The sequence below is a fragment of the Acetivibrio sp. MSJd-27 genome (assembly GCF_018918095.1).
In the GTDB taxonomy this organism is placed as follows: Bacteria; Bacillota; Clostridia; order UMGS1840; family HGM11507; genus HGM11507.
This window is the reverse complement of sequence record NZ_JAHLPV010000005.1, coordinates 52,435-69,530: the sequence shown is the minus strand read 5'-3', so window position 1 is coordinate 69,530 and position 17,096 is coordinate 52,435. Positions and strand designations below refer to the sequence as shown.

At 44.2% G+C, this 17,096-nt stretch carries 17 protein-coding genes; 3 read left to right on the top strand and 14 right to left on the bottom strand.

The genetic code is table 11. The features are described 5' to 3' along the window. Positions 1 to 33 precede the first annotated feature (33 nt). The 3 genes from pyk to KQI32_RS03130 all read right to left on the bottom strand — a co-directional run bounded on the left by pyk (position 34) and on the right by KQI32_RS03130 (position 3,074). A complete protein-coding gene (gene pyk / locus KQI32_RS03140) occupies positions 34 to 1,788 on the bottom strand; it encodes a pyruvate kinase (protein ID WP_177691028.1) in 1,755 nt (584 codons plus the stop codon). 20 nt (positions 1,789 to 1,808) lie between these two features. Beyond that, entirely contained in the window at positions 1,809 to 2,771 is a 963-nt protein-coding gene (pfkA, locus tag KQI32_RS03135) for a 6-phosphofructokinase (RefSeq protein WP_374197053.1), read from the bottom strand. Positions 2,772 to 2,876: 105 nt separating this feature from the next. Next, positions 2,877 to 3,074 (bottom strand): hypothetical protein, encoded by a 198-nt coding sequence (locus tag KQI32_RS03130; RefSeq protein WP_177691023.1) that lies wholly within the window; start codon positions 3,072 to 3,074, stop codon positions 2,877 to 2,879. A gap of 861 nt (positions 3,075 to 3,935) precedes the next feature. Here KQI32_RS03130 and KQI32_RS03125 point away from each other — a divergent pair. Then, positions 3,936 to 5,303, top strand: a complete 1,368-nt coding sequence (locus tag KQI32_RS03125) for an NAD(P)/FAD-dependent oxidoreductase (protein ID WP_253291007.1) — start codon at positions 3,936 to 3,938, stop codon at positions 5,301 to 5,303. A 166-nt stretch (positions 5,304 to 5,469) separates the two neighbouring features. Here KQI32_RS03125 and KQI32_RS03120 read toward each other — a convergent pair whose 3' ends face one another. Together KQI32_RS03120 and KQI32_RS03115 are read right to left on the bottom strand one after the other, a co-directional pair. Further along, the gene (locus KQI32_RS03120; protein ID WP_216423935.1) at positions 5,470 to 5,772 is read right to left on the bottom strand and encodes a hypothetical protein; all 303 of its coding nucleotides are present in this window, start codon (positions 5,770 to 5,772) and stop codon (positions 5,470 to 5,472) included. Beyond that, positions 5,769 to 6,110 (bottom strand): hypothetical protein, encoded by a 342-nt coding sequence (locus KQI32_RS03115; protein ID WP_216423934.1) that lies wholly within the window; start codon positions 6,108 to 6,110, stop codon positions 5,769 to 5,771. The genes KQI32_RS03120 and KQI32_RS03115 overlap by 4 nt, the downstream gene beginning before the upstream one ends. Positions 6,111 to 6,761: 651 nt before the next feature. Between KQI32_RS03115 and KQI32_RS03110 the strand changes: the two genes are divergently transcribed. Further along, positions 6,762 to 7,472, top strand: a complete 711-nt coding sequence (locus KQI32_RS03110) for an AzlC family ABC transporter permease (RefSeq protein WP_216423933.1) — start codon at positions 6,762 to 6,764, stop codon at positions 7,470 to 7,472. Beyond that, positions 7,469 to 7,798 (top strand): branched-chain amino acid transporter permease, encoded by a 330-nt coding sequence (locus tag KQI32_RS03105; RefSeq protein WP_216423932.1) that lies wholly within the window; start codon positions 7,469 to 7,471, stop codon positions 7,796 to 7,798. The genes KQI32_RS03110 and KQI32_RS03105 overlap by 4 nt, the downstream gene beginning before the upstream one ends. A gap of 420 nt (positions 7,799 to 8,218) precedes the next feature. Here KQI32_RS03105 and KQI32_RS03100 read toward each other — a convergent pair whose 3' ends face one another. The 9 genes from KQI32_RS03100 to murG form a co-directional block, all read right to left on the bottom strand. Beyond that, on the bottom strand, positions 8,219 to 9,103 hold the full coding sequence (locus KQI32_RS03100) for a DUF1848 domain-containing protein (protein WP_177690798.1): 885 nt from the start codon (positions 9,101 to 9,103) through the stop codon (positions 8,219 to 8,221). Beyond that, the gene (locus tag KQI32_RS03095) at positions 9,100 to 10,326 is read right to left on the bottom strand and encodes an MFS transporter (protein ID WP_216423931.1); all 1,227 of its coding nucleotides are present in this window, start codon (positions 10,324 to 10,326) and stop codon (positions 9,100 to 9,102) included. Before KQI32_RS03095 ends, KQI32_RS03100 begins: the two co-directional genes overlap by 4 nt. A gap of 48 nt (positions 10,327 to 10,374) precedes the next feature. Further along, complete coding sequence (locus KQI32_RS03090) at positions 10,375 to 10,761, bottom strand: DUF4180 domain-containing protein (protein ID WP_177690794.1); 387 nt, start codon at positions 10,759 to 10,761, stop codon at positions 10,375 to 10,377. 251 nt (positions 10,762 to 11,012) lie between these two features. Beyond that, positions 11,013 to 12,164, bottom strand: coding sequence for a cell division protein FtsZ (gene ftsZ / locus KQI32_RS03085; RefSeq protein WP_216423964.1), 1,152 nt, complete (start codon positions 12,162 to 12,164; stop codon positions 11,013 to 11,015). Between the two features lie 44 nt (positions 12,165 to 12,208). After that, positions 12,209 to 12,583 (bottom strand): small basic family protein, encoded by a 375-nt coding sequence (locus KQI32_RS03080; RefSeq protein ID WP_177690790.1) that lies wholly within the window; start codon positions 12,581 to 12,583, stop codon positions 12,209 to 12,211. Positions 12,584 to 12,598: 15 nt separating this feature from the next. After that, positions 12,599 to 13,354, bottom strand: a complete 756-nt coding sequence (locus tag KQI32_RS03075) for a DUF881 domain-containing protein (protein WP_177690788.1) — start codon at positions 13,352 to 13,354, stop codon at positions 12,599 to 12,601. Between the two features lie 64 nt (positions 13,355 to 13,418). After that, positions 13,419 to 14,198, bottom strand: a complete 780-nt coding sequence (locus KQI32_RS03070) for a cell division protein FtsQ/DivIB (protein ID WP_177690786.1) — start codon at positions 14,196 to 14,198, stop codon at positions 13,419 to 13,421. Positions 14,199 to 14,201: 3 nt separating this feature from the next. Next, positions 14,202 to 15,458 carry a UDP-N-acetylglucosamine 1-carboxyvinyltransferase gene (murA, locus tag KQI32_RS03065; protein WP_177690784.1) on the bottom strand — a complete coding sequence of 419 codons (1,257 nt, stop codon included), beginning with the start codon at positions 15,456 to 15,458 and terminating at the stop codon, positions 14,202 to 14,204. A 440-nt stretch (positions 15,459 to 15,898) separates the two neighbouring features. Continuing rightward, on the bottom strand, positions 15,899 to 17,008 hold the full coding sequence (gene murG / locus KQI32_RS03060) for an undecaprenyldiphospho-muramoylpentapeptide beta-N-acetylglucosaminyltransferase (RefSeq protein WP_216423930.1): 1,110 nt from the start codon (positions 17,006 to 17,008) through the stop codon (positions 15,899 to 15,901). Between the last annotated feature and the right edge of the window lie 88 nt (positions 17,009 to 17,096).

The window sequence follows — 17,096 nt, the reverse complement described above, 5'->3', positions numbered from 1 at the left end:
AAGCCTTTTGACGAGTATACAAATGAAATATCTTTACAGCACCTTTGTCACACCGCAATAAACACATCCACGGCGGGAATCGATTGTGACGGTCATTCCATGTTCCAGGATATCAGTGGCATCCTTCACGCCAACAATAACCGGAATATCCAGTGTCAGTCCCACAATAGCAGCATGGGAAGTCAACCCTTCCTCCTCTGTGATGATACCCTTTGCATTTTTAATAATCGGAAGCAGCAGATTGCTGGTGGAACGCACCACCAAAATATCCCCTTCTTCAAATTTCGTGGTCGCTTCCTCGTCTGTCTTGGCAACACACAGCTTACCGCTTATCACCAACTCATTGACGCCTGTTCCGTTTGCAAGGCTGCGGCCAACTAGCTGAACTTTCAGCATATTGGTGGTACCGCCTGTTCCGGAGGGAAGCCCCGCGGCAATCACCACGATATCCCCGTTCTTTACAATCTTTGTTTCCAATGCCTTATCTACCGCATATTCAAACAGCTCATCAGAACTTTCCTTCATTTCCGCCAAGACCGGATATACTCCCCAGGAAAGCGCCAGCTGACGATAGGCCTTTTGGGAGGGAGTCGGTGCTATAATCGGACAGTTAGGGCGAAACTTGGAAGCCATTCTCGCTGTTGCACCGCTGATGGTGATGGCAATGATCGCGGACGCCTCCAGATCATGCGCAGTCATGCAGGTTGCATGGGAAATCGCATTGGTGACATTCTGGGCCGTGTCCATTTTATTCAAATTGAAATTTTCTTTATAATTGATGGATTTTTCTGTCCTTCTGGCTATCTTAGCCATGGTTTTCAAGCTTTCAACCGGGTATTTTCCCACCGCTGTCTCCCCGGAGAGCATGACTGCGCTGGTTCCATCGAACACAGCCGTTGCCACATCAGTGGTTTCCGCACGGGTAGGGCGCGGATTACGAATCATAGAGTCCAGCATCTGGGTTGCTGTAATAACAATCTTTCCGCTCTTATAGCATTTCTGTGTCAGCATTTTCTGAATGGTAGGCAATTCTTCAAACGGAACCTCAACCCCCATGTCACCGCGGGCAATCATAATGCCGTTGCTGACTTTCAGAATCTCATCAATGTTCCGGATCCCATCCTGGTTCTCTATCTTAGAGATCACCATGATATTAAGCCCGTCATTCTCTTCCAGTATCTTTTTGACTTCCATTACATCGTAAGCAGTTCTCACAAAAGAAGCCGCGATGAAATCGAAATCGTTTTCGATTCCAAACAGGATATCCGCCCGGTCCTTTTCAGACATATAAGGCAAATGAATGGCCGCATTGGGAATGTTGATGCTTTTATTGTTGGAAACGTCTCCGCCGTTCTTCACTTCGCAGACAATTTCCGTTCCCTGGATCCGGATAACATTCAGTTCAATCAGACCATCGTCGATCAAAACCGTATCACCGGCCTTTAAATCCTTGTTCAAGTCTTTGTATGTAACACTGACAATCTTATCGGTTCCTTCCACCTCATCTGTGGTCAGGGTAAACTGTTCTCCGGCTGAAAGGGTAATCTTCCCCTTTGAGAATGTTTTAATACGGATTTCCGGTCCTTTGGTGTCCAGCAGCAAAGCCACAGGAAGTTGTAATTCATCCCTAATCTTTTTGAACCGCTCAATCCGTTTCTTCTGTTCCGCATGGGTGCCGTGCGAAAAATTAACTCTCGCTACATTCATGCCGTTTCGCATCAATTGCCTTAATATTTCCTCATCGTCTGTCGCCGGACCTAAGGTACATATAATCTTTGTTTTTCTCAAATAACTCACTCCAATCCGGACTACTCGGTAACGACCTGTGACGCGTGTACCAGATCTTCCTCCACACTCTTGGTCATGTTCAATGCTTCGGTAATATCATAATCCACAACCTGGCCGCTCTTATAAGCGATAACTCGGTTGCCAACACCTTCCTTGAGTAATTCCACTGCTTTCACGCCCATACGGGTTGCCATAACCCTGTCCTGAACAGTCGGAGAACCGCCTCTCTGTATGTGTCCAAGAATGGTAGCACGGGTCTCCACTCCGGTGATCTCTTCAATTTGTTTCGCCATCATGGAAGCCTGACCGATTCCCTCTGCAAGAATGACAATAAAATGAGATTTCCCCTTGTCATCCGCTTTTTCTATTCGGTCTACAATATCAGCCTTTAAATCAAACCGCTTTTCCGGCACGATGATAGATTCCGCCCCGTTGGCAATTCCGACATGCATTGCGATGTGCCCCGCATGCCGCCCCATAACCTCCACCACGCTACAGCGGTTATGGGACGCACAGGTGTCCTTCAGCTTATCAATCGCTTCACACGCCGTATTCAGCGCTGTATCAAAACCGATTGTGTAATCGGTGCAGGCGATATCATTATCGATTGTTCCGGGTATCCCAATCGTGGGCAAGCCATTCCGGCTTAAATCCCGTGCACCGCGGAAAGATCCATCACCGCCAACAACAACAATCCCTTCAAGGCCCAGCCTTTTTGCCGCTTCCACTGCCTTGGAAACGCCTTCCTCTGTGGCAAATTCCAGACATCTAGCGGTTTTCAGAATGGTGCCGCCGCGGTTTATAATCTCGGAAACAGAACGGTATGTCATTGCTTCCACATTTTCTTCCAGAAGACCTTTATATCCTTCCCGTATTCCATACACTTCCATTCCGTAATGCAGGCCGCTGCGGACAACAGAACGAATCGCCGCGTTCATGCCCGGCGCGTCACCGCCGCTTGTCAATACACCTATGCGTTTCATACATCCATCTCCCATCAAAATAATTCCAACAGGCAAGCCCTTTTTACAGCACAGCCTGTCCAACATTGTTTAAATTTTAAATAAAGCCTTCAAAAAAACGCTTTTTCAAATATTATTTTCAATGATGATTTCATGTGCTTCGTTTACCTCTGATTCAGGAACCAAAATTTCATAGCACAGTTCACCTTCATCGTTGTTTTCCCCCATGGTACGCACTTTGATCAAAAGACCCTTTTCCTCCAGAACCTTACCGATACTGTCAGCATCCTCTTTATTCTGCGCCATATAAACAACAGTCCACATTCGAAAATCCTCCCGTATCCCGGACATGATTTTATCCGGAAAACTGTTTCAACGAAAGACTCCCCCATCGTTCCACATTTTTAGCACGGAATGAAGCTTTCCATTCGCAGCCGACAAATGCGGCAGAATTCTTTTTTATCAAAAGAGGGATCATTCCGCCATTTCATGCTTCCATAATAGCTCATTATGAAAACAAGCAATCGGTTCCCATCCCAACTTGCAGACGGTTTCCGATTTGTGAGCAAGCGAAGAATATATATCCTCCGCCTGACAAGGTTATAACGCTTTTATAATGAGCTTTGCAAAAGCGTTTTTTCTTGCTCAATAAGGGGCTTTGCTCCGTTATGCGACGATTCAGCGGAAGATGATACTCTCGCTGAAAAAAGAAAGTGATCCTCAACCGCTTGAAGAGGCGGCGAACATCTTGCTTTTCGTTTTAACGGCTATTTTTAAAAATTACCCCACGATAATCATTGTAATTATACTGAAAATTTCCTTAAAAATCAAGTGGCAAAAGCATATTTGTTTATTTTCCCCAGAGATTTCTTCCTCTCTTACTATATTATGCCATACACAGCGTATTTTATAACAAAATGAAATGCTTTTGCGCATAATAGGCGGCAAAATCCATCATACAAGCGTTTCAACTTTTCCTATCAGGAAATATCTTCCTTTTTCTTTCTAAATTAGAGCCCGGCCGCATATAGACCTAATGACCATATGAGCAATATCATTCCCCTTCTTCGCATCGTTTTTGTTTCATTTGACGATTTCTCTTGATTTTTTTTGGAAAACCGCTATAATAGTCTAGGGTCTTTTTGCAGTATGCAAAAACCTACTCAAATAATGGAGGTTTCTGTCATGTATGACGTTATCATTGTAGGAGCCGGTCCTGCCGGTATTTTCACCGCTCTGGAACTTCTAAAGTACAATGCAGACACAAAAATTCTGATTCTGGAGAAAGGGCGAATTCACAGGCAATGCCCTAAGATAAAAACAAAACATTGCGTCAGCTGTTCTCCCTGCCATATCACAACCGGCTGGGGCGGCGCAGGCGCCTTTTCTGACGGCAAACTTTCCTTAAATTCCGATGTGGGCGGAGAGTTACCCGAACATGTCGGAAACATTGATGAATTGATCCGTTATGTAGACAATATATATCTGGAATTCGGCGGATCACCGGTAGTACATTTTAATAAAGAATTTGCGGAAAAACTTTCCTATGAGGCCAGCAAATATTCTCTGAAACTGATTCAGTGTCCTGTCCGTCATTTGGGTTCTGAAAAAAGCGCGCAGATTATGCTCAGAATGTATGATAAGGTTGTCTCTTACCCTCATGTAACCGTGAAAGAGCTGACCTATGCCAAAAGTCTTATCCCCTCGGAGGACGGCCAAAGAATTACCGGCGTGCTGGCTTCTGACGGGAATATCTATCATGCTGCGAATGTGGTTGCGGGAGTCGGCCGGGTAGGCAGCGGCTGGTTGACACAGCAGTGCTATGACTTAGGGATTGAACTGAATTCCAAAGAAGTGGATATCGGCGTGCGGGTGGAGGTACCACGCTCTGTTATGGATCACGTGACCAACGAACTGTATGAGATGAAAGTGGTTTTCTGGGACAAAAATAAAGTGCGTAGTTTCTGTATGAATCCGGGCGGATTTGTGTCACAGGAAAACTATGACGATGATTTGGCTGTGGTCAACGGGCACTGCTACCAGGATGTAAAATCTCAGAATACAAACTTTGCCCTTCTTACTTCCATTCGTTTCAAAGAGCCCTTTAAGGACTCCATCGGTTACGGAAAACGGATTGCCAAACTGGTGAATGATTTGACCGGCGGAAAAATCATGGTACAGCGGCTGGAGGATATTAAAATGGAACGGCGCACCACGCCGGAGCGTTTAAAAAAGGTTGCGCTCGACCCAACTCTGAAGGACGCTGTTCCCGGCGATATCGGGCATGCTTTCACACCCAGAATATTAAAACCAATCCTCAAATGCCTGGAGGCAATGGATCACCTGTGTCCCGGTATCAACGGCAGGGACACCTTGCTATACGGTCCCGAAGTCAAATTTTACTCTGCCAAAATCACCGTGGACGAGCATCTGCAGACTCCGGTAAAAGGTCTGTATGTCACAGGCGACGGCGCAGGAATCACCCGGGGATTGATTCAGGCCTCCTGCAGCGGCGTTGTTGTGGCAAGACATATTGCCCAGGCCGGCGAGTAAATCATGAAATAAAACCGAGGCATCGTAAAAGCACATCTGAAGGAACAGAATACAAGAAATCGTCATGGAATTCAGAATATTCCATGACGATTTTTTCGTTTCCATTGGATTCTCATTTTTTCTTCAAGCAGACTATAACGGCGCAATTTCCTCTTATTGAAAAATTTCATTTATTCTCAAGAATCGCGGTCAAAACCAGCCGAAAGCTGTCTATACCGCAAAGATCTGTCTCAAAGAATGTCTGACGGTATGGCTCCAAATGCCAAAGGTAAAATCCTTCTTTTTCTATGGCCTGAATATTGTACTTTTTACCCTTGTAATAAAGATGCATGCAGAAATCATCATTATCCAAAAATTCCATCCCGCAAATAAATCCTCTCTGATTACAGAAAGAGTAAAAATATTCCTCAACAAACTGACTGATAAATTCCTGCAATACTTTCTTGTAAGTCACTTTGTACTGTTTCATTCATTTTCCTCATCTTCCAGTGTATTTTTAATTGCAATATTTACAAGTTTTGAAATGCTGACTCCATATTTGTCCTTTAATTTATCCAATCCTTTTAAATTGCTCTCTTTGACAAGCAAGCTATGTCGTATGGAAAGAACATCCCTTCTCTTTTCATATAGTGCTATTTTTTCCGTTTGAATGAGCTTTTTAATACTTGCATTGATCAAATCGGTAACGGATGCCGCATAATATTTTGATAATTCCTCCAACTGGCTGTACAAGCTTTCATCTATATCATAGTTTCTGCGATAAACCGCTTCTTTCCTTTCAAATTTTGTATCAAAATACTGATTCATTTATCCAAGCCTCCTATAAACTTCCTCATTATTCTAATACGAAATCGTCCCTATTTTAAGAGGAGTTTACCCCACATTTTTATTTATAAATATGCCTTTTTTTATTGCAATTTCTGAATTTTCTTATGTATAAATATGTTTTTATTATTTTTTAAAAACGCATATTTTATATAACACTTTCCAAAGGTATTCTTATTTTTCTTGTTTCATAATCAGAATACATTTTTAACCGACATTTGATATTTCTCTATATCTGTTTTGCTTTTATCATTATACTCTCTAATCATATTTATTACATCCATAAAAATCCCTCCATTTTAGAAAAGTATACCATAGAATAAAATCCTAGATTGATTTTTAGAGTGATATACTCTACAATGTTTTTATCATTTTAGCCAGCCACTATGACGTCGATATGAATTATATATGTGGTATTTCAAAAATAAAAAAGCCTTTTCCCAAACATTAGATTTCATTTTCATTCCCGCTGTTAAATGTAAAAGACATGTCATTGTATAAGATTTTACCGGGATGCCCGAGCCATAAAGAAAATATACCAATCGAAGTAACCCTTCCTTGACAAACCGCCACATTCCTCCTAAAATATGATCTAACAGGATCCTATTTTTCACATCGGAGGTCAAAAACGTTATGCATGCAAAACAAAAGGCGTTTCGCGCCGCCTTTCCCCTCACACTGCCCATTTTGGCAGGCTTTCTGTTTCTAGGCTGCTCCTATGGAGTTTTGATGGTCAGCAAAGGGTTTTCCATCTGGTATCCCATTTTTATGGCAACATTTATTTTTGCCGGTTCCATGGAATTTGTGACGGTTCATCTCCTGCTCAGCGCTTTTCAGCCGCTGTCCGCCTTTTTTCTGGCTTTGATGGTGAACGCAAGACATTTGTTTTACGGAATCTCTATGCTGGAAACATACAGAGGGACCGGGAGAAAAAAATGGTATCTGATTTTCGGTATGTGCGACGAATCTTTTTCTATCAATTTTTCCGCCAAAATATCGGAAGATGTCGACAAGGGCTGGTTTTACTTTTTCGTCACTCTGCTCAACCAGATTTATTGGGTTGGCGGCACAGCTCTTGGGGCTGTTTTGGGCAGTTTTATTACCATCAGCACCAAAGGCATTGAATTTGTTATGACGGCTCTGTTCACCGTGATATTTTTGGATCAGTGGATGGAAACAAAGCGGCATATTCCCTCGGCGATTGGTATTCTTTTCTCTGTGCTCTGTCTGGCTTTGTTCGGAGCAGAACATTTTATGCTTCCAGCTATGGCAGCAATCGTCCTGTTTTTCGCCCTGTTTCGCAATAAACTGCCGGTTGGTTCTGAGCAGGAGGTACAATCATGACGGTTACGCAAAGCATTCTGACCATTGCGGCGGTTGTTTTAGGCACCGTTGCAACCCGCTTTCTTCCTTTTTTACTGTTTCCCGACAGCAGAGAGCTTCCTCCTTTCATCCGGTATCTGGGGAAGATCCTGCCTTACGCTGTCATGGGGCTTCTAGTTGTCTATTCCCTGAAGGATGTCTCATTATTCAGCGGAAGTCATGGGATTCCGGAAGCGATCGCTCTGTTATGTATCACCGCACTGCATCTCTGGAAGAAAAGTATGTTGCTCAGCATTGCCGGTGGAACCATTTTTTATATGTTTTTAGTACAGACAATTTTTGGATGATATCACTGCAAAAAGCGGACGCAGCTTGAATTGCGTCCGCTTTTTATGACATAAGCATTAGAGAGTCGAACCCCATATGCCCTGCACTTGTTAAACTTTCGCCTTTTCGTATTGTCGGTCTTGCAAGGCGTCAGCCTTGCTGCACACTTACGCGCCAGAAAAACGAAATTTTTCCTGCATGCAGGGTCGCAGAGTTTCCACAGAGCAAATTTTTTGTAAGACAAGGAAAAAGCGCAGATCATCCTGACGGATTGACGAGCATTTTGACGCAGGATTGCGGGAAATTTGCCTGCGGAAACCATATTGTGTTCGACTCCCTAATGCTTAAAAGATTACGTCAAAATAAATTAAAATTTCTATTGAGAAAATCACAATTTAGGAAATTCCAAAAAACAGAGAACGAAGTGGGATTGTCGTTTTTCATTTTCGAATCCTCAAAATATCATTCTCCGTCAGAGAGCCTACAAGCATTGTAGACGAGGGGTCATGAAGCTTGCTGTTCCTCCGCACCCTTTCTTCCGTTCCATTCGCATAACAATAGTGACATCCATGGAGGCAGGAATGGTAAGCGCCGATATCCACACTCTGCATACAACCACAGGAAGCTCTTTGACTCTTATCCTTTGAAAAATTTATTTTCTTTCCAATCAGTTTTGTCACCAAGACCGGATCGATACAAGCGCTATGTGAAATACCACACTCTGACAAATCAATTTCCTCCGAGCAAGTGTAAAGCGGAAGTCCATACTGCCTTGCAATAACAGAAAGTTTCGCTGCCAGAATCCGATATTCCTCGGCAACTCCTGAATATTGCTGCATTGCTTTTCGGTTGCGGCGATAAATATCAAGGAAGCTGATGATACACCGACAGGTATACACCCCCACATCATGGCAAAGAGCATGAAAAGCCTGCTCGTGATACTGCAGATTGTACTGCCCGCCTAAAACAATTGGATCATACCGCCATACAAGACGTTCTTTTCCAATTTTCTTGCCCAGTACACGAAATGTTTCCGCCAGCGTTTCTTTGTCCGGAAGACCCGGCTCCAGTTCTCTGCCATAAGGCGTCAAGGTGAACTGAAAATAAAACGGACTTTCCATTTCATTCAGTCTCTTCAGCATGGGCGCCGGATTCTTTGTCCAAAACACAAACAAATCCGTATCTTCGGGGAGAAGAGATACTCTGCTGACTCTGCGGGGATTGATTGGATTGCGCACATCGGCAAATCCTGCCCTCAGCCGTTCAAAAAACCAATCGCTGTAAAAGGCTGGAAGATCTGTTCTGCGGCTTGCACTGATAATCAACGTTTTCCCTCCTTATCAATTCTTCGGATGGAAGGAGTAAGCACACATACGGCGGCCAGAAAAAGAATCAAAATGCCGGATAGCCCAAACCATCTCTCTATCCCCAGCCATTCCGCAAATAGACCGGAAGCCAACAATCCAAGCGGGGTAGAAAGCATCATCAGACTTCCGCTCAGAGAGAATACCCTTCCAAGATAATCTGGTGCAATTCTCTCCTGCAAGAGGGCCATATAAGTACCGGTAAAATAGGGAGCCGAAGCACCCATAAAAACAGCAAACACTGCAAACCATACAAAACCGCCGGGCGGAAGCAAACCTGTACCGGTCAATGCTAGTCCCATTATTCCAAAGGACAGAATCAGCATATATAACCTGTTTCGGAAACCTCCCCATATTCCCAGCAGAAGAGAACCCAAAAGAAGTCCTATGGAAAACAAACTTTCCGACAATCCTGCATGAAATGCGGTGCCCTGAAAATAAGACATACTCATCAAGGGAAATAAGGCATTAATCGGAGCATAGAGCAGACCAAAAATACACGAAATAGCGGTGAGGGCAAACAGTGCTCTCTGCTTTTTCAATACAAGAAATCCCTCTTTAATCTCCCGCAGTACATTCGGCATTTCAGTCTCTTTACCAGGATGGTATTCTGGCAGACGAATTCCCATCAAAATAAATACTGCAATGAGTGCTCCCCCCACATCCAAAAGAATAATAAACGGCAGTTTCCACACAGCAAAGAGAATACTTGCCAATGCAGGACTGACAATCAGCGAAGCTGACTGAAAACTTTGGGAATACCCCGCACACTTCGTCAGCATCTCTTCCGGAGCAATGGACGGTGTGAGTGCTTGTGCGGCCGGTGTATGAAAAGCGGATCCTATGGAACGAACCGCCAAAACAGACATAACAGCCCACATTGGAAGCTCTCCAAACATTCCCCAAACCGCCAGAAAAAATCCTGCTGCAGCAATGCACAAATCAGATAGTATCATCACTCTCTTGCGGTCATAGCGGTCAATCAATACACCTGCGAAGGGGCCTAGTATTCCCTGAGGCAAAAAAGCCATCAGAGATGCCAATGACAGCATTGCAGGGGAATCTGTTTTCTGTGTAATATACCATACAATTGCAAATTGAACAATGGAACTAGTCAGCAAGCTGATACTTTGACCTCCCCAGACGGCAAAAAACGTTCTTGCCCAAGACTTTTTGTCATTCATACAATTACTCCTTTTATGACCGTATCCTGTTTTACGCAGGAGTTCCACTTATTCTTGTGTGCTTCCGCAAACTGCTTTGACAAGTAATTTGACTGCTTCCGCTTCCGTTTCTACAAAGAAGAAATCTTTTCCTTTGTTACTCTCGTAAATAAAGTCTTTCAGCGGCTTACTGGAATAAACACTGAAATCACCGTAAACGGCCATTTTTATCCTATAATTGATAAAACGCTGGAGAATTTCCCCTGCGATGTTGGTACCCAATCGAAAAAAATTGTCGTCAATTGCTTTCTTATTCAGAGCGATGCAGCGGCTTCCGGTTTTATGATGGATAGACATCATAAAATCCAGCGCTGAGCTGACATCTGAAATTACGATTTTCGAGCTGGTCACACATGCTATTCGAATTCCGTTTTTTTCTATTGTTTGTATCTTCATCTTCTCTTTTCTTCTTTCTATCTTTTTCTCACAAAATGTTTCTTTTTTATTCTTTATTCATTTCACCATAATTTCAATCCCTATTCCGAAAATCACAAATCCGCTTCGCATGCAATTTTGGGAATATATACAACTTATACAAAGCAGTATTTTTCTTTCCTTCGAAAAGAAGGAAAATCATCACTGGAGCTTTAAACGATGAAAAAAGGCAGGGCATGAAAACATGCTCTGCCTCTCCTAATATCGTATCATTAAGAATCCCGGTTCATTTTATTATGGGAGATGCTCTCAATAAATGAGGGGATATCCAATTCTTCCACTGTATTGGGTTTCCTGTTTTGCCCCATTTCAGAGAAGAGATCAATCTGGGAATCGTTTGCTTTGGTTTCTAATTCCGGTTCTCTCTGCGTTGCAGGACGGAAAATTTCAGGCTGTTTCGGACCGTTGTCAAACCCGGTTGCAATCACGGTAACCTTTATCTGATCCTTCAAAGATTCATCTGTGACAGAGCCAAAGATGAAGGTTGCGTCCTCATCTACCTTTTCCTGAATCATACTGGAAACCGTGTTGATATCCAGAATGGTCATATCCAAACCACCAGTGATATTGACCAGAACGCCCTGTGCGCCATCAATTGAGGTTTCCAAAAGCGGACTTTCGATTGCCGCTCTGGTTGCCTCCTCCGCCTTGTTCTCACCGCTGGCACTGCCAATCCCCATATGAGCCAGACCGCTTGCCTTCATAACCGCTTTTACATCAGCAAAGTCGCTGTTGACGATACCGGTAATCTGAATGATGTCGGAAATACCCTGCACACCTTGGCGAAGCACATCATCTGCAATTTTAAACGCATCGATCAGGCTGGTGTTCTTGTCCACCACCTGCAAAAGACGGTCATTCGGGATAACAATCAGGGAATCCACCTGATCCTTCAATTCCGTCATCCCCCGCAGAGCTGATTCCGCACGTTTTTTGCCCTCAAAGGAGAAGGGTTTGGTGACTACGCCAACGGTTAAAATTCCAAGCTCCTTGGCAACGGAAGCAACGATAGGCGCCGCACCGGTACCAGTACCGCCTCCCATGCCGGCTGTAATGAATACCATATCCGCGCCCTTAATGATCTGTGCTATCTCTTCACGGCTCTCTTCCGCTGCTTTTTTCCCCACTTCAGGGTTGGCACCCGCACCAAGACCTTTTGTGATCTTTTCACCGATCTGAATTTTATAAGTAGCCAGCGAATGCTTCAGTGCCTGCTTGTCCGTATTAACCGCAACAAATTCCACACTGGAAAGCTGGTTGTCAATCATATTGTTAACCGCATTATTGCCGGCTCCGCCGACACCGATAACCTTCAGTACAGCAGTATCCTGGCTGTCTTCATATGAAACATCATAAGGCATAATATCAGTTCCTCCTACCACACTATATAAGCAGCCTGCAACGGTGATCAGGCTTTTTTCTCAGCGTTTTTTTCTATTTTATCACTTTTCGGCCATTTATTCAATAAAAATCTGCGGATAATTGCGAAATTTTGAAAAATTCTGATCGCAAATACAACACCAACTGCAATATACAGATCCAATCCAAGCTTCGTGCCCAGAAAAACAATCAGTACGGACAAAATAGCATTGCCGAAAAATCCAGTTATAAAAATCAGCAGTTTGAAGTTTTTGTTCATCATGGCCACAAAGCCGCCCAGCATGGAATCAAAAGCCGCCAGGATAGCAATAGCCACATAGATGGAATAGCTGGCGGAAACCGTATAGGGGATAAAAACGCCGGCTACCACACCGATTATCGCGCCAATGATTGGAAATAACATGGTCTTATCCTCCTTTTACTGTTTCGTGCCGTTTGGATCCGGCGTTGCTGTCGGAACAACTTTTTTGGCATAATTATTCTTGACTGCTCCTTTGTATGCGGCAATATTCATATTACTCTTATGCTTGAGTTCAACCTCAATTCCCCATTGTGTCAAGGTGTCGACAACGCCGCCCCGCATCATAAGCGCGCTTTCTAACTGCTTGGAATCCCCGATTGCCTTGATGACAAAAGGAGCCGCTGTACGGTTGTTGTTGACGCTGATCGTGGGACCTGCACAACGGATTTCACTGGTAGCGATAATGCGTTCCTCGTTGACGCTGATTGCTTCTGCACCCGCCGCGCGCAGTTCATTTAGCACCTTCAGGACATCATCATCATGTACCACATAGAGATTTTCATTGCCACTGGTCGGGTTGGCCATCTGACTGTCCTTCAGGGTGATGATAAGCCCAGGACCCTCCACTTCTGTCATACCGGCAAGAAATTCTGCCTTATCCAGATCGTTTTTGAGGATGCTTGCGGCATTGCTGTCCTGTGAAATGCTGGCTTGATATTCCGCAATCTCGTCCTTATACTCCATAACCTGTTTGTAGAGCGCTTCATTTTTTTCTTTTTCCAGCCGCAGCATATTCTGCAGTTGATCCGCACGGACGACACCCAACGTAGGATCTGCACTGTTTTTGTATACGCTCTTGACCTGCCAGGTGATAAAGAACGCAAGTACCATACATACAAATCCAATGGACAGCTGTGCTTTTCTGTTGTTCATGAATCCATACTCCTCTCATCTTTTTCAATCTGCTTTCCGTCTTCGTCCAAGCTATCTGTAGGCATCAGCCATCCGATGTCAGATACACCTTCTCTCCGTTTGTCATATCCAAAGTTCCTTTGCTTCCTTTTGGAAGATTTTCCAAAACAGCTTTCAGCATATTCATCTTGGCACTGAGTTTCTCCCCACTGCCAAGCTTTATTTTCAATGTATCACTGATTTTCATATAGACTTCTTTTTCCTCACTGTAGATATCGGTAATCCGATCGGAAAACTGATTGTTGCTAACCGCCACTGCTGCTTCTAATAATACAGGAAAACTTCCCTCCTTGGCAACTGTCAATTTTTCTCCAAGGGTATAATTTCCAATTTCCTCCTGGCTAATCAACGGAATTTTATACTTAGCACGATCTTCGGTACCTTCCAAAACTCTTGCCGTCTTATCAATAACCGCAAAACCTCCTCCGATGGAAACATAGGCTACAGGAACTGCCTCTCTCACCTCAACGGATAACACATTGGGATAATTGCGGCGCACCGTGACCTCATCTACATAGGGAATCTGTTTCAGGCGTTCAGCCACCTCATGGATATTAAAAGTAAAGATGTTCTGCCCCACCGAGACGCCGGAAGAAGCAGAGATCTGCTCTGCCGGCACCTGGTTTGTCCCGCTTACCCGAATCTCTTTAACGGAAAATACAGGGGTAAAGCAGATACCGATACACACACCTATAAGAAGCAGCAGGGTAACCGCTATCTTACGGCTTGTCCGTTTTCTTCTTTGTCTTTTACGGCGAGCCTCTCTTCTCTCTTCGACGCTCGCCGCCTTTTTCTTTCTTGACATGCTTTAATCAATCCTTTTTATTTCAGCGCCCAAGGAACTTAAGTCCCGGACGATATCTTCGTATCCCCGTTCAATATGGCTGATTTCGTCTACCGTTGTAAGACCATCCGCTCGAAGTCCTGCAATCACAAGAGCAGCTCCGCTCCGCAGATCCGGTGCGTTTACCTTCGCCCCATATAGCCTTTCCACACCCTTTATCACAGCCGTTCTGCCGTCTACCGTAATATCTGCGCCCATTTTAATGAGCTCATCAATGTGCTTAAAACGCTGGTCAAAAATACTCTCAATTAGAATACTGGTACCGTCTGCCACCGAAAGCAAAGTGGTAAAAACCGACTGTGCATCAGTGGGAAATCCCGGATAAGGTGTTGTTCTCAGAATATTCAGAGGCTGCAGTCTGGCATTGCCGCTGACTACCAAAGAATTCCGCCTAGTTCTGCAAATTTTCACACCCATTTCACGTAATGCCGCGATAATGGAACTGATATGCTCTGTATTTACATTGGCTACTTCCACCGTACTTGCGGTAATAGCCGCCGCCGCCATATAAGTTGCCGCAACAATGCGATCCGGTATCACGGTATGCTCTGCATCTCGGAAGCTGCCAACCCCCTGTATTTCAATAACGCTTGTGCCGGCACCTCGGACTTTTGCCCCGATTGCATTCAGAAAAACTTGCAGATCTTCAATTTCCGGCTCTTTGGCCGCATTGATAATACGAGTGGTTCCTTTTATGCCGACCGCCGCCAGCATGATATTTTCTGTAGCTCCCACACTTGGGAATCCCAGATGGATATCACAAGGTTTGGGATGTTCCATGATACAGTCAATGTAGCCAAACTGCTCTTCCACACGAACTCCCATATCCTTAAATGCCTTAATATGTAGGTCTATTGGCCTTAAACCCAATTCGCAGCCGCCCGGATAACTGGTACGCACCCTGCCGCAGCGCGAAAGAATTGCACCGGTTAAAATGATAGAGGAACGCATCTTGTGCATCCACTCCTCCGTCAGAATGGTGCAGTCAAAGCCAGAGGAGTCCACCGTTATGGAATTTCCTTCTATTGCCACTTCACAGCCCAGCTGTCTCAATATTTCCAAAGTCAGCTTAACGTCAGAGATAAGCGGACAGTCATGAATCACACTCTTTTTCCCGCTTATCAGCGTCGCGGCAAGGATGGGAAGGACTGTATTTTTTGCCCCCGGGATTCGGATCTCCCCCTCCAGTTTCTTCCCTCCTGCAACGATAATCTTACTCATTCTATAACACCTCCAAAGTCGGCATAAACATCCATGCATTCAAACAAGAGTTCAATGTTTCTGGAAAATACAAAAACCGCCTATTATGTGTTTCAACGAAGCGCCGATTATGCGTACGGATATCCGTTGAATCAAAATAGACCACTCTCATCTTGCTGCAACGAGAAACATCTCAGCCTCGTTATATCCTATGCAAACTTTGAAAAGAGGTGCTAAATGCGTATATGGTTCCTTGTATAGAATTTTCAGCAGAACATGTTCTGCTGAAAAGGGATTTAGCCTTTCATAAGAGATTCCCCTTGTATACAACGTCTCAGCACGAGACTACACTCCCCCTAAAAAGGAAGGAATTCTCGTAGCTGGAAGAGGCAAGAGGATATCTTCGCGGGCTTATAGATTAGACGGAGCAGCCTGCCCAAAAGTTATATATATTTTTGAAGCTAGCTTAAAAGCTGATGGATTTCCTTTAATATCTTCTCCGTTGCATTGCCCGTACCGATTTTGCGGGAGCTCTCCGCCATGATTGTAATTTCAGAAGGATGGGTAATTAATGACTCAATTGCCCGGTACAGCGTCTCAGGATTCAAGTCCTTTTCTGAAATCTTAATCGCCCCGCCGGCTGAAACAACGGCATCCGCATTGAATTCCTGATGATTATCCGTCACATTGGGGGAAGGAATGAGGATGGATGCCTTCCCCAGAAAATTAATCTCACTTAAGGACAGGGCGCCGGAACGGCAGATAACCACATCCGCTGCTGCCAAATATTTATGCATGTCATCCAAATAATTTTTCAGATATATCTTAGAATGACTCAAATCGATGTGACAGGCTTTCAACTCCTCACGCACGTCCTCAATGTAGAGATCTCCGGTAACCAGAAGCAGATGATACTTGTTATCCCGATATGTTTTTTTGATGTAATCGGTCATGCATTCATTGATTTTCTGAGAACCGAGACTTCCCCCAAAACATATAACAAAAGGAAGTCCGTCATCAATCCCCAGTTGGCGTTTTGCTGTTTTTTGCTCCACACCCTTGAAAGCCGCGCGGATTGGATTGCCCGTATAAATAATTTTTGAGGGATCCGCATCCAGTTTTTTCACTTCATGAAAAGCAATGCAAATCCGGTTCACATGCTTGGACAGGAGACGAGTGGTCACACCTGCAAAAGCATTCTGTTCATGGATAAGAGTTGGAATGCGCATTTTGCTGGCCATAAGAAGGACTGGTCCTGTCACATATCCTCCCGTACCGATAACGACATCCGGTTTAAAACGCTTTATGATCCTGCGGGATTGCAGCATACTGCGACCCAGCTTCAGCATCACCATTGCATTATGAAAGGAAACCTTTCGGATAAAACCCTCAATATCAATAAATTCGATGGGAAAGCCAGCCTTGGATACCAACTCCCCTTCCAACCCCACCTTTGCGCCGATAAATAGAATTTCCGCTTCCGGATCCTCCGCTTTTATTGCATTTGCAATCGCAATCGCAGGATTGATATGTCCACCGGTTCCACCGCACGCCAGTATTGCCCTCATCATCTCACCTCAATAAATTAATTATATGTTAAATACAGCATAAAATCAATGTCTTTCTGTCAATTTATGAAAAAAAGGTTCCGTCAAATCC

Excerpts from the sequence above, each read along its gene's own strand:
- pfkA (WP_374197053.1), bottom strand. The coding sequence starts at position 2,771 with ATGAAACGCATAGGTGTATTGACAAGCGGCGGTGACGCGCCGGGCATG.
- KQI32_RS03130 (WP_177691023.1), bottom strand. The coding sequence starts at position 3,074 with ATGTGGACTGTTGTTTATATGGCGCAGAATAAAGAGGATGCTGACAGT.
- KQI32_RS03125 (WP_253291007.1), top strand. The coding sequence starts at position 3,936 with ATGTATGACGTTATCATTGTAGGAGCCGGTCCTGCCGGTATTTTCACC.
- KQI32_RS03120 (WP_216423935.1), bottom strand. The coding sequence starts at position 5,772 with ATGAAACAGTACAAAGTGACTTACAAGAAAGTATTGCAGGAATTTATC.
- KQI32_RS03115 (WP_216423934.1), bottom strand. The coding sequence starts at position 6,110 with ATGAATCAGTATTTTGATACAAAATTTGAAAGGAAAGAAGCGGTTTAT.
- KQI32_RS03110 (WP_216423933.1), top strand. The coding sequence starts at position 6,762 with ATGCATGCAAAACAAAAGGCGTTTCGCGCCGCCTTTCCCCTCACACTG.
- KQI32_RS03105 (WP_216423932.1), top strand. The coding sequence starts at position 7,469 with ATGACGGTTACGCAAAGCATTCTGACCATTGCGGCGGTTGTTTTAGGC.
- KQI32_RS03095 (WP_216423931.1), bottom strand. The coding sequence starts at position 10,326 with ATGAATGACAAAAAGTCTTGGGCAAGAACGTTTTTTGCCGTCTGGGGA.
- KQI32_RS03090 (WP_177690794.1), bottom strand. The coding sequence starts at position 10,761 with ATGAAGATACAAACAATAGAAAAAAACGGAATTCGAATAGCATGTGTG.
- KQI32_RS03080 (WP_177690790.1), bottom strand. The coding sequence starts at position 12,583 with ATGTTATTTCCAATCATTGGCGCGATAATCGGTGTGGTAGCCGGCGTT.
- KQI32_RS03075 (WP_177690788.1), bottom strand. The coding sequence starts at position 13,354 with ATGAACAACAGAAAAGCACAGCTGTCCATTGGATTTGTATGTATGGTA.
- KQI32_RS03070 (WP_177690786.1), bottom strand. The coding sequence starts at position 14,198 with ATGTCAAGAAAGAAAAAGGCGGCGAGCGTCGAAGAGAGAAGAGAGGCT.
- murA (WP_177690784.1), bottom strand. The coding sequence starts at position 15,458 with ATGAGTAAGATTATCGTTGCAGGAGGGAAGAAACTGGAGGGGGAGATC.
- murG (WP_216423930.1), bottom strand. The coding sequence starts at position 17,008 with ATGATGAGGGCAATACTGGCGTGCGGTGGAACCGGTGGACATATCAAT.